The 14643-nt window shown below is 62.2% G+C and carries 14 protein-coding genes and 1 tRNA gene; 13 read left to right on the top strand and 2 right to left on the bottom strand.

The features are described 5' to 3' along the window. The first annotated feature begins 33 nt into the window (after positions 1-33). The 5 genes from F0311_RS17290 to F0311_RS17270 all read left to right on the top strand — a co-directional run bounded on the left by F0311_RS17290 (position 34) and on the right by F0311_RS17270 (position 3069). Entirely contained in the window at positions 34-585 is a 552-nt protein-coding gene (locus tag F0311_RS17290) for a type 1 glutamine amidotransferase domain-containing protein (protein WP_150463203.1), read from the top strand. Between the two features lie 199 nt (positions 586-784). Continuing rightward, positions 785-1132, top strand: a complete 348-nt coding sequence (locus tag F0311_RS17285; protein ID WP_150463202.1) for a DUF2200 domain-containing protein — start codon at positions 785-787, stop codon at positions 1130-1132. A gap of 352 nt (positions 1133-1484) precedes the next feature. Continuing rightward, on the top strand, positions 1485-1766 hold the full coding sequence (locus F0311_RS17280) for a hypothetical protein (RefSeq protein WP_150463201.1): 282 nt from the start codon (positions 1485-1487) through the stop codon (positions 1764-1766). Then, a complete protein-coding gene (locus F0311_RS19170; RefSeq protein WP_150463200.1) occupies positions 1726-2256 on the top strand; it encodes an RES family NAD+ phosphorylase in 531 nt (176 codons plus the stop codon). The genes F0311_RS17280 and F0311_RS19170 overlap by 41 nt, the downstream gene beginning before the upstream one ends. A 204-nt stretch (positions 2257-2460) precedes the next feature. After that, positions 2461-3069, top strand: a complete 609-nt coding sequence (locus F0311_RS17270; protein WP_223881456.1) for a class I SAM-dependent methyltransferase — start codon at positions 2461-2463, stop codon at positions 3067-3069. 6 nt (positions 3070-3075) lie between these two features. On the opposite strand, the gene F0311_RS17265 is transcribed toward F0311_RS17270, so the two are convergent. Continuing rightward, entirely contained in the window at positions 3076-3672 is a 597-nt protein-coding gene (locus tag F0311_RS17265; protein WP_150463198.1) for a GNAT family N-acetyltransferase, read from the bottom strand. 105 nt (positions 3673-3777) lie between these two features. Between F0311_RS17265 and F0311_RS17260 the strand changes: the two genes are divergently transcribed. Both F0311_RS17260 and F0311_RS17255 read left to right on the top strand, forming a co-directional pair. Next, positions 3778-3848 (top strand) — tRNA-Gly (locus F0311_RS17260). A 5-nt stretch (positions 3849-3853) separates the two neighbouring features. Beyond that, positions 3854-5131 (top strand): FAD-dependent oxidoreductase, encoded by a 1278-nt coding sequence (locus tag F0311_RS17255; protein ID WP_150463197.1) that lies wholly within the window; start codon positions 3854-3856, stop codon positions 5129-5131. On the opposite strand, the gene F0311_RS17250 is transcribed toward F0311_RS17255, so the two are convergent. Beyond that, complete coding sequence (locus F0311_RS17250) at positions 5098-7809, bottom strand: HAD-IC family P-type ATPase (protein ID WP_150463196.1); 2712 nt, start codon at positions 7807-7809, stop codon at positions 5098-5100. The two genes, F0311_RS17255 and F0311_RS17250, sit on opposite strands and share 34 nt — an antisense overlap. Before the next feature lie 165 nt (positions 7810-7974). On the opposite strand from F0311_RS17250, the gene F0311_RS17245 reads away from it, so the two are divergent. The 6 genes from F0311_RS17245 (at position 7975) to F0311_RS17220 (ending at position 14637) form a co-directional block, all read left to right on the top strand. Further along, a complete protein-coding gene (locus F0311_RS17245) occupies positions 7975-9465 on the top strand; it encodes an acetyl-CoA hydrolase/transferase family protein (RefSeq protein ID WP_191090013.1) in 1491 nt (496 codons plus the stop codon). Between the two features lie 426 nt (positions 9466-9891). Beyond that, positions 9892-10524: a TRAP transporter small permease gene (locus tag F0311_RS17240; protein WP_150463194.1), complete on the top strand. Its 633-nt coding sequence runs from the start codon at positions 9892-9894 to the stop codon at positions 10522-10524. Further along, positions 10524-11807, top strand: coding sequence for a TRAP transporter large permease (locus F0311_RS17235; RefSeq protein WP_150463193.1), 1284 nt, complete (start codon positions 10524-10526; stop codon positions 11805-11807). The genes F0311_RS17240 and F0311_RS17235 overlap by 1 nt, the downstream gene beginning before the upstream one ends. Before the next feature lie 46 nt (positions 11808-11853). Continuing rightward, on the top strand, positions 11854-12903 hold the full coding sequence (locus F0311_RS17230) for a TRAP transporter substrate-binding protein (RefSeq protein WP_150463192.1): 1050 nt from the start codon (positions 11854-11856) through the stop codon (positions 12901-12903). A gap of 64 nt (positions 12904-12967) precedes the next feature. After that, the gene (locus F0311_RS17225) at positions 12968-13846 is read left to right on the top strand and encodes a CoA transferase subunit A (RefSeq protein ID WP_150463191.1); all 879 of its coding nucleotides are present in this window, start codon (positions 12968-12970) and stop codon (positions 13844-13846) included. Further along, complete coding sequence (locus F0311_RS17220) at positions 13843-14637, top strand: CoA-transferase (RefSeq protein WP_150463190.1); 795 nt, start codon at positions 13843-13845, stop codon at positions 14635-14637. Before F0311_RS17225 ends, F0311_RS17220 begins: the two co-directional genes overlap by 4 nt. Positions 14638-14643 lie beyond the last annotated feature (6 nt).

Genomic DNA, 14643 nt, shown 5'->3' with positions numbered 1-14643 from the left:
TTCGGCATGACCCGCAAACTAGGAGGAATGACCATGGCTGACATCACGATTCCAGGACTGAAGATCGCCATCCTTACCACCAACGGCGTGGAGCAGCCCGAGCTGACCGAGCCCTACGCTGCGATCCAGGAGACCGGTGGAACGCCTGTGGTCATCTCGCCCAAGGAAGGTCAGATACAGGCGATGAAGGGCGACTGGGAGCATGCAGACCACTTTGATGTGGACGTCCATCTGCCCAGTGCCGACCCGGCTGAGTACGCAGGCCTGGTACTGCCCGGCGGCACGCTCAACGCTGATGCCCTGCGGATCGATGAGGACGCACAGCGGTTCGTCAAGGCGTTCTTCGAGGCCAGCAAACCGGTGGCTGCCATCTGCCACGGCCCGTGGATCCTCACCGAAGTCGGAGCCGCCGCAGGCCGGACCGTGACCAGCTACCCATCCCTGAAGACCGATCTGACCAACGCCGGGGCGGAATGGATCGACGACGCCGCGGTGGTCTCCAACGGCCTGGTCACTTCACGTACCCCGGACGACCTGAAGGATTTCAACCGGGCCTTCCTCACCCTGGTGGCAGAGGCCGCCTGAACTTCGAGTTTGCCAGGTGGCTACGGGTGTGACGGCGGCGTCGTTCTCTGTCTGCTCATCCGTAGGGCGGCGCGCACCCCAGAAGGAGGCGAGCAGACCGCCGGAACCAGCTTGGGCAGGATCAGGCGCAGTACCAGAACGCCGATCGCAGGGATCAGCACGTGGACACGCAGTCGTTGTGACGAGTTAAGCTTGCGTCATGGCGCACAACATATACGGCATGGCGTTCTCCAAGGTGTACCCGCTCTACATCAGCAAGGCCGAGCGTAAGGATCGCACCAAAGACGAGGTGGATACGATCATCCGTTGGCTCACCGGCTACAGCCAGGAGCAGTTGGAGGCCCAGGTGGCCGCAAACAAGGACTTTAAGGTATTTTTTGCCGAGGCGCCCGCACTGCATGAGAACCGGCGCCAGATCACCGGGGTGATCTGCGGGATGCGGGTGGAGGAGATCGAGGAGCCGCTGATGCAGGAGATTCGTTACCTGGACAAACTCATCGACGAGCTCGCCCGCGGCAAAGCCATGGAGAAGATCCTGCGGAACTGACTGGCCGCTGAACATACCGGAGCGCCGGTGCTCGCCTCCCTGCCGGGTGCGACCATCCTGGAGCTGGGTGACTGGGACCCAAGAGGCCAGATAGGAGGATCTCGAATTGGTCCAGTCCCGCCGCCGCTATCTGTAGGTCCCTGAACGCTACCTCTGCCACCTGCTGGAGAGTGGCTAGCGGATGGCGGACAAACCTGAGACACTTATTGGACAGATATAGCTAGCTGGCGGGAAGTGAGGCAAAATGTCGAGCCCGAATCTCGCAAATCCATATGAGGCCAGACGGACACGCGCACACGGCCGCGCAGTTCAGCTGAGTGCTGAGGATGTTGCCGGGCAACTGTTACGGGTTTTGGGAAAGCAGCTGCTGTCCTTCATTATTGGCCGGGATCCCAAGAGCGTGCAGAGATGGGCGCGAGGAGAGGCGCACCCCCGTGAGCGGGAAGAGCGCATTCTTCGCAACGCATTCCAGGTCTACGCGTTGCTGGACCAGGTGGAGAGCGACCACACGATCCGGGCGTGGTTCATGGGCATGAATCCTCAGCTGGACGACGAATCGCCGGCCGAAGCGTTGGCAGCTGAGCAGTTCCGGGATGTCACCGCGGCCGCACGAGCTTTTATCTCCGGTGGCTGAACTTCAGTTGGTCGACGTCCCCCGCAGCCTCTGGCGTGTGGGGCGGCTGCCGGATGCACTCAACTTTTCAGCGCTGGGAGCTGAAGATGCCCAGAACCCCCGCGGCGGGAATCGCTTCGATGTTCCCGGTGGAGGCGTGCTCTATGCAGCTACTGACGCTGAGGGGGCGTTTGCGGAAACACTGGCTCGCTTCCGTCCATCTCCAGCTATGAGAGCCCTCCCAAGAGAACGGGACGAGCATTTTATGGAGCCCGGTGCTGTCCCTGCAGACTGGAGAACTCGACGCCGCCTAGTAGAGTTCAGCCTTTCTGACCCATTGCCTTTTGTGGATGTTGATCACCCAGAGACACACACCGCACTGATAACGGCGTTAAATGGTGATTTAGCGGTTCTGGGACACGACGACTTGGATGTTCGCAGTTCGGGGCCGGGATCGCCTCTTGACCCGCATGATTGCGGGATGGATCTACTCCCTTACGGACGAGGGTGACCGTTTCTCTATTCGGGTATTCGATACGGTTCCCGTCTGGGAGATTTCGAATGCTGGGCGGTCTTCCGCGGAGCGCAAATCATTCACCGGCGAGAAAGTACGATTGACAGATCAGACGCCCGAATCCATAGCATTGCACGGCACTTCGACCTGACAATTCACTGAGCCCTGATACTCCGGTGAGGCATGCATAGACTCGCTGTTATGGGTTCCACCGCAGACGCTGACTGGGCAGAGTACTACCGGCGGGTCAAAGACCGGCCGCCCCGGCCCCTGGTAGTCCGAGCCGCTGAAATCTCAGACCAGCCGGGCACGGCGGTGGACCTCGGCTGCGGCGACGGCACCGAGACGGTGTTTCTTCTGGAGCGCGGCTGGGCGGTGACGGCTGTGGATCTGGAGCCGGCCGCCCTAGAGCTGACCAGTCAGCGCGCAGGAGAGAGTGCTGCGCTGAGCACCGAAGCGGCTGATCTCGCGGCCTACCAGCCCGCACAGGCAGACTTGATCCTTGCTTCGGCGAGCCTGCCCTTCGTGGCCCCGGAGTTCTTCACCGGGCTTTGGGAGCGGCTGCGCGGAGCCCTCAGTGCCCGCGGGCTGTTGGCTGTGCACCTCTTCGGCGACCAGGACTCCTGGGCCCAGGGTGAGAGCGCTGTGGCCGGAATGACCTTCCATACCCGTTCAGAGGTTGAGGCGCTGCTGACCGGATTTGAGGTGCTGCAGCTTCAGGAGCAGGAGTTCGACGGCCCTAGCGGTCGGGGGCCGAAGCATTGGCACCGATTCGACATCATCGCCCGGAACAACCGTGGCCAGAACTAGTCTTGATCAGGCAGCGAGATCCTCCCACGCGAATGTGGTGGTGGTCCCGTTCTCCCAGTCTTGGCGCAGGATCGCATAGGCCACTGAGGCCACCGGCTCGGCGCCTTCCACCGGCCAGCCGCGGCGGTAGTGAGCCTCCTTGATGAACCCGCTGCGCAGGAACACCTTGCGCATCGCGATATTGTCCTCCCGGGTCTGACCCTCGAACCTGTCCACCTCCGGGTAGGTTTGGAAGACGAGGGAGGTCAGTGCCCGCAGTACCGGTACGCCCCAGCCTCTCCCGCGGTGCTCATCTGCCAGACGCAGGTCGAACAGCGGGACTGCATCAGTGAGATCCTCCAGTACGACGACGCCCAGCAGCGTCTCCTCTGCCCATGCCCACCATCCGCGGTGGTCCGTCTCCGAGGCCGCGTCAGTCTCATAATGCTCGGGATTGTATCCGTAGGCACCTTCGGCAATATTGACGCGGACTTGCTCAGCAGTCAGACGCGAACGTACGTGGAACGGATAATGCTGGGCCGAAAGGAACTGGGCGAGGGCGGCGTCGTCGTTCTCTTGGGTGAACAAGTGGGTGAACCGCACCCCCTGATGTGCGGAAGTCATCCCTTGACTCTACCGAGCCGGCAGTGCGCACCGACCACTCAGAGCGCGGTACACTGGTCAGCACGCCGTCACGGTGGGATCACTCGCACTCATGGCGGCGGCCAAGCGGGCGTAGCTTAATGGCAAAGCTTCTGCTTCCCAAGCAGACGACGCGGGTTCGATTCCCGTCGCCCGCTCAGTGATGAGAACCGCGGTGGTGGGTGCAGGCGTGGTCGGGCTGCTGACTGCCTGGCAGTTACGGCTGAGCGGACATACGGTCACCATCATCGATCCGGATCCCGGAGCACAGGCCTCCTATGCTGCTGCCGGGATGCTCGCCCCGATCAGCGAAGTCCAGTACGGCCAGCAGCAGCTCTGGGATCTGATGACCGCAGCGCAGGCGGAGTACCCGGCGCTGATCGAGCGCCTTGAGCCTGCCACGGCCCAGCCCACCGGTTACCGGGAGAATGGAACCCTGCTGGTGGCTGCCGATCCCGGCGACCGTCAGGCAGTAGCGGACCTGGTCAGAGTCCAGCAGGCTGCGGGTATGGAGGTCTCCGCTCTGACCTCTCGAGAACTGCGCCGCATCGAGCCAGCACTCGCCCCCGGGCTGACCAAAGCCTGGGCAGTCCCGGGCGATCACCAGGTCAACCCCCGGCAGCTGGTCCGCTGCGTCACCGAGGCGCTTAACGCTGCGCTTGACCCCGCTGAGTTCCCTGCCGCCGGGCCGTCCGCCGAGTGGATAGCCGCCCGTGCCAGCCGTGTGGACCAGACCGACTATGGCATTCAGATTGAGCAGAGTGAGCGAAACGACGCCGCCCCCGCAGTCTTCGACCGGGTCGCCCTGGTGCCTGGGATGGGGTATTCGGAGATCAAAGGCATCCCGGAACAGCACCCACTAGACCTGCGCCCGGTGCACGGGGATGTGATCCGGCTGCGAGTCCGGTCAGACCAGCTGGGCCCGGGAGAGCAGCACATCATCAGCTCCACTATCCGGGCCAAGGTCCGCGGCCGCTCGGTGTATTTGGTGCCCCGCGCCCTGGAAGACCCGCAGGAGCCGCTGGGTCTGGTAGTCGGTGCCTCCTCGCGTGAGGATGGGCTCTCTGGCACCCATGTCGGCAGTGTGACCGAGCTGTTGGAGGACGCCGCCACTGTGCTGCCGGCTGTCCGCGAGATGGAACTGGTGGAGATCACCACCCGCGCCCGCCCTGGCACCCCGGACGATCGCCCCTACCTGGGGGCAGCCACCGATGGGAGCGACGTCGCTTCGCTCACTCGCCCAATCGCTTCGGCATCTCCGGGGCGAGCTCGAGAGCTGAACTCGGCTCAATCGCGCATTGTGATCTCTACCGGCTACCATCGGCACGGGATTCTGCTCAGCCCCCTGGCTGCCCGGCTGACTGCCGCCCTGCTGACCGGCGATGAACTCACCGACCAGGACCGTGCTCACCTGGCGGTGATGTGCCCGCGGCGTGACTGAGCCGGATACAGCACCAGTTTGAGGAGCTCGGTGACGCCGAAGACGGCCAACCCGACCAGGCTGATGATCAGGATGTACTCCGGGCCCAGAGCAGTGGATTCGAAGAGCTGCTGCAGCGGCGGGGCATAGATGAAAAGCAGCTGAAGCACCGTCAGACCCACCACGCAGACCCAGGCCACAGCGTTGTTCAACAGCGCAGATGGCCGCAGGCTGGTCGATTCCAGGGCCTTGACATTGAAAAGGTAGAACGCCTGGCAGACCACCAGCACTGTGGTGGCCAGGGTGCGGGCGGACTCCAGAGCATCACCGGCATTGATCCGCCAGGTGAAGACCCCCATAGTGGCCGCCGCGATCAACAGCGAAACCAGCCCGATCTGCACCATATGGCGCAGCTCCACAATCCCTTTGCCCGGGTCCCGGGGCGCCCGCTGCATCAACCCCTTCTCCGCTGGCTCGAATGCAAAGGCAAAGGCCAGGGTCACCGCAGTGACCATATTGGCCCAGAGCACCTGCAGCGGAGTCAGCGGCAGTGTCCAGCCCAGGGCCACCGCAAAGAGCACCACTGCGGACTGAGCACCATTGGTGGGCAGCAGAAAGACAATGGCTTTGCGCAGATTGTCGTAGATCCGGCGGCCCTCCTCCACCGCCACCTCAATAGTGGTGAAGTTGTCATCGGCCAGCACAATCTCAGCCGACTCCTTGGTCACCTCTGTGCCTTTGACCCCCATGGCCACACCCACATCGGCCCGCCGCAGCGCAGGGGCGTCATTGACCCCGTCGCCGGTCATCGCCACCACCTCACCGGCGGCCTGCAGGGCGGTGACCAGGCGCAGCTTATGCTCCGGGCTGGTTCGGGCAAAGACATTATGCTCGGTGGCCAGCCGTCGCAGCTCAGCCTCATCGGCCTCCTCCAGCCGGGCGCCGCTGATCGCACCTGCTCCATCATCAATCCCCATCTGCCGGGCGATCGCAGTAGCTGTGCCCACATGGTCGCCGGTGATCATCTTCACCGTGATCCCGGCCTGGTGGCAGACCTCAATAGCGGCTATGGCCGCCTCACGCGGCGGATCTACAATACCGACGACGCCGAGGAATATCAGCTGGTCACCCAGGGTCTCCACAGCCAGCTTCTCGGCATCCTCCTGACTGGCGGTACGCTCTGCGGCGGCCAGTACGCGCAGCCCTTGGGAGGACAGCTGATTGATCTGCTCATCCCAGAACTCGCGGTCCAGCGGTTCGGTGCTGCCGTCAGCGCTCAGCTGTTCAGCCGAGCGGTCCAACAGGCGGTCCGGGGCGCCTTTGACCAGCACCCGCTGCTGGTCCTGGATGCTGGCCACAGTGGCCATCAGTTTGTTCTCCGAGTTGAACGGAAGAGTGGTCAGCCGGTCAGCGGCGGCAGGGTCGAAGCCGACCTTTCCAGCCAGGGACTGCAGTGCTCCTTCAGTCGGTTCGCCGTTGATGCCCCATCGGCCCTCCTGGTCCTGAACCAGCTGGGTGTCATTGGCAGTGCTGAAAGCCTCAGTGGCCCGGCGCACCCCGTAGTGGTCCAACCCTACAGCGGTGCCGTCCCCGGCAAGCACCTGGCCTTCTGGGGCGTAGCCGCTGCCGGTGACAGCGAGTATCTCCCCTGCGGTGACGATTCGTTCGACGGTCATCTCGTTCTTGGTCAGTGTGCCGGTCTTATCCGAGCAGATGCTGGTCACACTGCCCAGGGTCTGTACTGCTGGCAGCTTGCGGGTGATCGCCTTGCGCCGGGCCATGGACTGAACACCCAGGGCCAGGGTGATGGTGATCAGCGCCGGTAGACCCTCTGGGATCGCCGCCACCGCGAAGCTGGCCGCAGCCTGCAGCAGCTCCCCCAGATCGGTGCGGTGGATTAGCGAACCCACCAGCACCAGCACCACGGTCATCACCACCACGGCCAGAGCTAACCACCGCCCAAAGGCAGCGATCTGACGGGTCAGCGGAGTCTGGAGGGACTCCACCTCGCTCATCATGGTGTTGATCCGGCCGATCTCCGTCTCTGAGCCGGTGGCCACCACCATCCCGGTGCCTGTGCCGGAGGTGATCATGGTCCCGGAGAACGCCATACAGTGCCGGTCGCCCAGTGGGGCATCGGCCTCCGCCGGGGTGGTGCGCTTGGTGGTGGGCACTGACTCCCCGGTCAGCGCGGACTCCTCAGCGCTGAGTTCATGGGCTTCAGCCAGTCGGAGGTCGGCGGGCACCTTATCCCCTGCGCGCAGGCGGATCACATCACCGGGAACCAGCTCTGCGGCGGGGATCTGGCCCCAGGATCCTTCGCGCAGCACTGAGGCAGAGGGCGCGAGCATCTCGCGGATGCCTTCCAGTGCGCGTTCGGCCCGACCCTCCTGAAGAAACCCCACTGTGGCGTTGATCACCACCACAAAGAGAATCACGATGGTGTCGACCCAGTGCTGCAGAGCCGCGGTGAGCACTGCAGCACCTAAGAGCACATAGATAAGCACATCGTTCAGGTGCCGCAGGAACCGGACTAGAGGACCGTCCTTCTCTGCGGGCGGAAGCTCATTAGGTCCGTGTGTGCCCAGGCGTTCTGCGGCCTCGGAATTGCTCAGACCGTCCGCGAGAGCAGTCTGATGCCGCTGAAGGACCTCCTGGACAGAAAGTGTGTGGGGTTCGCTGCGGTGCTCGAGAGTCACGGGGCTCCTGATGCGTACTGTGCTGGTACGGCGTGGGCGTCGTCGTTATTCCCCTATCGACTCTATACCGGCAGCACAGAAAGCTTCTACACTGTGTAGAAAATCGGTTGGCGTCGTTCATCGCATATCCTTGCGGTATTTGCCCATGTCAATGTCAGGAAGCACGTGTCAGCACTGAGCAGCAGAACCGTCTCTGCGGAGGAAGCCGCAGCGCATATCGGTCATGGGGACCGGATAGGAATGAGCGGATTCACCGGGGCGGGCTATCCCAAGGCAGTACCCGCAGCACTGGCGGACCGGGCCGAACAGGCGCACCAGCGGGGTGAGGACTTCCGGATTGAGCTGTGGACTGGGGCCTCCACTGCTCCGGAGCTCGATGGGGTGCTGACTGAAGCCGGCGCGGTGAGCAAACGGCTTCCCTTCCAGTCCGACCCCGCCACCCGGAAGGCGATCAACGCTGGTGAGGTGGAGTACATCGATGCACACCTCAGCCATTCGGCGCAGCAGGCATGGTTCGGCTTCTACGGGAAACTGGATGTGGCCGTCGTGGAGGTCGCCGCGATCCTACCCAACGGCATGCTGGTGCCCAGCAGCTCGGTGGGCAACTCCAAGACCTGGCTGGACCTGGCGGAGAAGGTGATTCTGGAGGTCAACGCCTGGCAGCCGCGCGCCTATGAGGGCTTCCATGACATCTACTACGGCACCCGCCTGCCACCCCAGCGCCGGCCCCTGCAGCTGCTGGACCCGATGCAGCGGATCGGTGACCCCTACCTGAGAGTGGACCCGCAGAAGGTGGTGGCGGTGGTGGAGACCAACGCCCCGGACCGGAATCTGCCGTTCAAGGCCGTGGACCAGGATTCGCAGGCTATGGCCCATCACGTGGTGGACTTTCTGCACCATGAGGTCGGTCAGGATCGGCTGCCCAAGAATCTCTTCCCACTGCAGTCTGGTGTGGGCAACGTAGCCAATGCACTGATGACCAGCCTTGCACACAGCACCTTCGAGAACCTCACTGCCTACACGGAAGTGATCCAGGACGGCATGCTGGACCTGCTGGACACCGGGAAGCTCATCGCGGCCTCTGCTACGAGCTTCTCACTCTCTGCGGAGCGGGCCGCGCACTTCAACCAGAACATTGAGAGCTATAAGGGCCGGATCCTGCTGCGGCCCCAGGAGATTTCCAACCATCCTGAAGTGATCCGCCGGCTGGGGCTGATCGCTATCAACGGGATGGTGGAGGCCGATATCTACGGCAATGTGAACTCCACCCACGTGATGGCCAGCTCCATCATCAATGGCATCGGCGGCTCCGGTGACTTTGCCCGCAACGCGTATCTGAACTTCTTCGTCTCACCCTCCACGGCCAAGGGCGGCAGAATCTCTGCCATCGTGCCCTTTGCCAGCCATATCGACCACACGGAGCACGACACTCAGATCCTGGTGACTGAGCAGGGGCTGGCTGATTTGCGCGGACTCTCACCCACTGCGCGGGCTCGGACCATCATCGGCAACTGCGCCCATCCTGATTACCGGGACAGGCTGCAGGACTATCTGGACCGGGCGCTGGCGGAGAATCCGACGGGCCGCCACACCCCGCACCTGCTGGCCGAGGCGCTCTCCTGGCACCAGTCCTTCCAGCGCATCGGCCAGATGTGAGAGCTGCTCAGTGCGCTAACTGCGCATCGAATCGAACGCAAACGCCTTAATAAAGTCCACGTAAATTCATCACTCTAGTGAACGCAAAGTTGCTACTCAAGCGCTATGGAACGTGGGTCCCACCAGGGTGTCGGGGGCTCGCGTCGTCTGTGCTCTGAAGGGGAAAGTGCAGCAGTTGCTCAGGGCGTGAGTTCCTGCAGCATTAGGGTGTGCAGGCGGCCCAGCTCACGACTCCCCCACCCAGCCAAAACATTCCTTCAATACACGGAGCTCATCCCCACTGAAGCTGGCGGCGGGATTCAGTGCGTATCAGTGGGTACTAGCCTGACGTTCTGTTTAGTCACAGAACAGTCCAGATATTGAGAGTTGAACACGGGACACGAGGATTTGCGTCTAATGTGATCCACAGTACAATCGTCTAGACATATGGATGACACGAAAATCTTTGAGCCCACATCGAGGGGAGTTCGAGTGCCTGAGCATGCACCTCCTGGAGCCTCTTGGCTAGGAAGCCTCATAGACCACTATGCCGTCTTGGCCACATACCTTCACCGCTTCCTCACTGTGGTGGCAGTCGGACTGTTTGTGGTCGGGGTATGCGCTACCTGCTTTGCGGTACTGGCTAGACAGTTCCCGGCGTATATGCCCAGTGCTTCCTGGGCGATTGAGCTCACTAACCTTTCCATTATCGCGGCTGTACTGCTGATTGTGCCTCGTGGCTTGAGGGAGAACACGCACATGGCAGTCACTTTCCTGCCGTCAAAACTCGGCCCCCGTGGTCTTCAGATCTTGACTGCTGTGAATTCTCTGCTTATCGGAGCCTTCTTCTTGGTTGTTGTCTGGCATGGAATGGACGCTATGAACCTCAACCGCTCTCAGCGCACGCCAGTGCTGGGTATCTCGCAGTTCTGGCCCTACCTCCTTGTGGTGGTCTCAGCTGCATTGATGCTTTTGGAAACCGTCGTCCGGCTGCTTGAGGCGTTTGCCGGCCGTGCTCCAAGACCCACCTATGAGGACGCAGTCAACGCAGACGTTGATGCCAAGGAGGACGCTCGCTGATGGAGATGCTCATACTATTCGGACTGCTGATCCTGTTCTTAGCTATGGGCATCCCCGTAGCTGTGAGCATCGGTATCGCTGCGCTAGGTACGATCCTGGTAGCCGACCTGTCTGTGCCACTTTCGCTCGTTCCTCGGCAGATCTTTGGTGGAATGAACAGTTACGCCCTGATGGCTGTGCCGTTCTTTGTGCTGGCAGGGGAAATGATGAACGCCGCGGGCGTGACACAGCGTATTATCCGGTTGGCCTTAGCTGTAGTCGGGCACATTCGTGGAAGCTTGGCGCAGGTCAACGTACTGGGCAGCTTGATGATGTCAGGAGTTTCCGGCTCTGGCGCTGCTGACACCGCGGCCCTGGGCACCGTACTGATCCCGGAGATGGCAAAGAAGGGCTACAGCCGTTCTTACGCAGTCGCTGTGACTGCTGCCTCCGCGACTATCGGACCAATCATCCCGCCCTCAGTACTCTTTGTGGTCTACGGGTCGCTCACTAATGTCTCTGTGGGCGCGCTTTTCCTCGGCGGTGTCCTGCCGGGAATACTCATGGGCGCACTGCTCATGGTGGTGGCTTACTACACTTCACGCCGCCGTGGCTATCAGCAGAAAGTTGCAAAGTTCAGCTGGAGCGAGCTAGGCGCTGCTGCACTCGGAGGACTCGTGGCCGCTGTGGTGCCTACGATCATCGTTGGCGCCATCTTCTTCGGCATTGCCACCGCCACTGAGGTCGGTGTCATCGCAGTAGTGGTGAGCATGCTACTGGGTGTGGTGGCTTTCGGCCGCCTGCGAGGAATGCGCGAACTCACCGGTGTGCTCACTCGTGCTCTCACTACGTCGGCAGCCATCCTGCTGATCATCGGCACCTCCGGCCTCTTTGCCAATGTCCTGACCAGGCTGCAGTTCCAGGGGATGCTACTGGACACCTTCCTAAGCATCTCCACTAACCCCACCGTCATCTTAATAATGATTGTCGTGTCCCTGCTGGTCCTGGGGCTCTTCATCGATGTGACGCCACTGCTGATCATGTTCGCAGCCCCATTGGCAGCCGTAGCCAGTGAAATCGGCTATGACCCAATCTTCTTCGGTGTCCTCGTCGTTATTACCGCCACCATCGGCGCGGTTACTCCACCGGTGGGCGGATACCTCATCATTGCCAGCGGGATTGCTCGTATACCTCTGACCCAGACAGTTAGACCTTTACTGCCGTTCTGGCTGTCCTTGGTGGCCAGCCTAGGGATCCTCATCGCTTTCCCTCAATTGGTCACCTTCATTCCCTCAGTTCTTTAACACCCGCACCGGTCCTTCCACGGACCAAACCCTGAAAGGAATCTCAATGAACATCACCCCGACAATGGCGCGTAGAACCGCACTGTCTGCGGCGGTCTGCCTGCTTCTGGCTTCCTGCGGCGGAGACTCAGCAGTGCCTGACGAGGCTCAAGTTGACGAAGGCGCAGGCGCTTCGGACGCCGAACTGGTGATCCGCTACGGCAACATCTACCCAGCCGGCACCACGTTCTCACGTGCCATCGACGAGATGGCAGAGGAGATCGCAGAAGAGTCTGATGGCGCTATTGAGCTGGACAGCTATCACGGTGGAACCCTCGGTTACGAACCAGAAATGCTAGAAGGCATCCTGGAGGGTTCTCTGGAAATGACCCAAACCGGAACCGCTGGCATCGCCCTCTACGTCCCGGAAACTGCTCTGTTCGAGCTCTGGTACGCCTACGACGACCTCGAGACCCTCATGGAGGCCTTCGAATCCGTGCGGGACGACCTGGACGTGGTCTATCAGGAGGAGGGCTTCAAACTGCTCGGCGCCTTCTTCAACGGTCCCCGTAGCACCATCTCGACCCAGCCCATCAGGTCGCTGGAGGACATGCAGGGCGTCCAGCTGCGGGTGCCAACCTCCGATCTTTACGTGGACATGGCCGAGGCCCTGGGCGCCAACGCGGTGACCCTGCCGCTGGGCGATGCTTACTCCGGCCTGGAACAGGGCACAATCGATGCGCAGGAAGGCTCGCCCGACGACCTGTACTCCGGTGGATTCGGTGAGGTGGCCAAATATCTGACCCTCGACCGCCACGTCTACCACCCACTGTCCATCATTTACAGCATAGAAGCCTGGGAGGCGCTTTCGGAGGAAGAGCAAGAGATCATCCAGAACGCTGTGGACTCCGCTGTGGAGCGGCAGGTCTCCTACCTGGAAGAGGCCAACGAGGAGGCGCTGATCGCCCTTGAGGAACAGGGCGTGGAGCTCATCGAGCTCGAAGACCGCGAGGAATGGGCCGAAGCGGTCCAGGGTGCCTCCGAACGCTTCGCCGGACGCTTCGAAGAGACCGGACAGCTGATCACCGACGCCATGGAGGAGGCGGCCTCCAACTGATGCTACCTGTTCCAGACCGGGCGCAGAGCCCCGTAGGACCGAGCCCAGAGACAGGAGTGATGCAGTGCGCGACAAGTTGACACCCCTCGAGCAGGCGGTGGCCTCCATACCGTCCTGCAGCACAGTGGCGGTCGGAGGATCACTGCTGCGCAGGCAGCCGATGGCCCTGGTGCGGGAGATCCTTCGCCAGGGGACCGACAGGCTGAGCATCATGACCTGGGCCTCCAGCCTCGCCGCCGATCTGCTCGCGGCCGGCGGAGTGTTGCGTTCCTGGGAGGGCATCTACGTCGGTTTCTGGTGGTACGGATTGGCGCCGAACTTCAGGCGGGCAGTCCAATGGGGGGAGTTCACCGTCCAAGACCGTTCGGAGTCCTATATGACCGCCCGTTTTCGGGCGGCCGCCATGGGCCTGCCGTACCTGCCGGTGGCACCTATTCCGGGCATCCACAGCATCCGGCACGGCGTGCAGGAGGTGACCTGCCCCTTCACCGGGCAGCAGCTTCATGCCGTGCCGGCGGCTGAACCCGAGGTCACCATCCTGCACGCCTACCGGGGTGACCGCTACGGGAACATTGCCTGGCCGGCGCACCGCGACAGCGACGACCTCGACCTCATCATGGCTTCCGGTGCCCGGCGGCTGATCGTCAGCGTCGAGGAGATCGTGCCCCACGAGCAGATCGCGGCCATGCCCAACCTCACTTACATCCCCCACACCAAGGTCGACATGATCTGCCAAGCACGCTTCGGGGCGTGGCCGGGAAGCTGTGATACCCGTTATGACGAGGACGCGGAGGAGCTGAAACGCTGGCTTGCCGCGGGACGAGACCCCCAGACCTTCGCCGACTACCTAGGAGGGCTGCTTGCCGGCGGCTCCCATGCTCAGATGATCGAAGAGCTGGCTGGGGCGCAGCGTCTCTCCAGCCTGGAGGTGAGCGAACGATGAGCTTCACGACCAATGAACTCATGGCCTACGCGGTCAGTCGTCGGCTGCGCAGCGAGGACCTGGTCTTCATCGGTGTCGGCACCGCCGGGCGCGCTTACACATTGGCTGTGGGTATCCCACTGGTGGCCTCGCGGCTCGCCCAGCTCGACCATGCCCCGGACCTGGACATCTACCTAGGGAACCTGCTCAGCCCGGACCTGGCGAAGATGCCGACCCAGCTCACCCAGGACGCCATCACACGGTGGCCCGGCGCCCATGCCCCTGCAGATATCGGCAATAAGGTGGATGCACTGGTCCGGGGCGATTTCACTGTCAGCTTCGAATCGGCTGCCCAGGTGGACCGTTGGGGGAACCTCAACATTACTGCCATCGGCGCCGCGGAGGCCCCGGATGTCCGCCTGGTGGGAACCCTGGCCCAGGCGGAGCATTTGGCCTTCGTGGAGCGCCCGATCATCGTGGTGGACCTCTCTTCACGAACCTTTGTCGAGGAGGTCGACGTGATCAGCAGCTTCGGTCACGCCTCTACACAGGGCTCTCGTCGCCAGCTGGGCTACAGCACCGGTGGGCCTGCCCTGGTGGTCACCGATCTGTGCACCTTCGACTTCACCGGCCAGGGCCTCATGAGGCTGAACTCACTGCATCCCGGGGTCACTGTAGACCAAGTGCTTGACCAGATGAGTTTTGAACCGGTTATCCCGGACCAGGTCCCACAGACGCCAAAACCTAACGAAGAGCAGATAAAGCTAATTCGCAACGAGATAGATGAGGGTCAAGCCCTACTGCGGCACTGAGCATCT

The organism is Nesterenkonia ebinurensis (assembly GCF_008711175.1).
Lineage (GTDB): Bacteria > Actinomycetota > Actinomycetes > Actinomycetales > Micrococcaceae > Nesterenkonia > Nesterenkonia ebinurensis.
This window is presented reverse-complemented; position numbering and strand designations above follow the sequence as displayed.

Excerpts from the sequence above, each read along its gene's own strand:
- F0311_RS17290 (WP_150463203.1), top strand. The coding sequence starts at position 34 with ATGGCTGACATCACGATTCCAGGACTGAAGATCGCCATCCTTACCACC.
- F0311_RS17285 (WP_150463202.1), top strand. The coding sequence starts at position 785 with ATGGCGCACAACATATACGGCATGGCGTTCTCCAAGGTGTACCCGCTC.
- F0311_RS19170 (WP_150463200.1), top strand. The coding sequence starts at position 1,726 with ATGTCACCGCGGCCGCACGAGCTTTTATCTCCGGTGGCTGAACTTCAG.
- F0311_RS17270 (WP_223881456.1), top strand. The coding sequence starts at position 2,461 with ATGGGTTCCACCGCAGACGCTGACTGGGCAGAGTACTACCGGCGGGTC.
- F0311_RS17265 (WP_150463198.1), bottom strand. The coding sequence starts at position 3,672 with ATGACTTCCGCACATCAGGGGGTGCGGTTCACCCACTTGTTCACCCAA.
- F0311_RS17255 (WP_150463197.1), top strand. The coding sequence starts at position 3,854 with ATGAGAACCGCGGTGGTGGGTGCAGGCGTGGTCGGGCTGCTGACTGCC.
- F0311_RS17240 (WP_150463194.1), top strand. The coding sequence starts at position 9,892 with ATGGATGACACGAAAATCTTTGAGCCCACATCGAGGGGAGTTCGAGTG.
- F0311_RS17235 (WP_150463193.1), top strand. The coding sequence starts at position 10,524 with ATGGAGATGCTCATACTATTCGGACTGCTGATCCTGTTCTTAGCTATG.
- F0311_RS17230 (WP_150463192.1), top strand. The coding sequence starts at position 11,854 with ATGAACATCACCCCGACAATGGCGCGTAGAACCGCACTGTCTGCGGCG.
- F0311_RS17220 (WP_150463190.1), top strand. The coding sequence starts at position 13,843 with ATGAGCTTCACGACCAATGAACTCATGGCCTACGCGGTCAGTCGTCGG.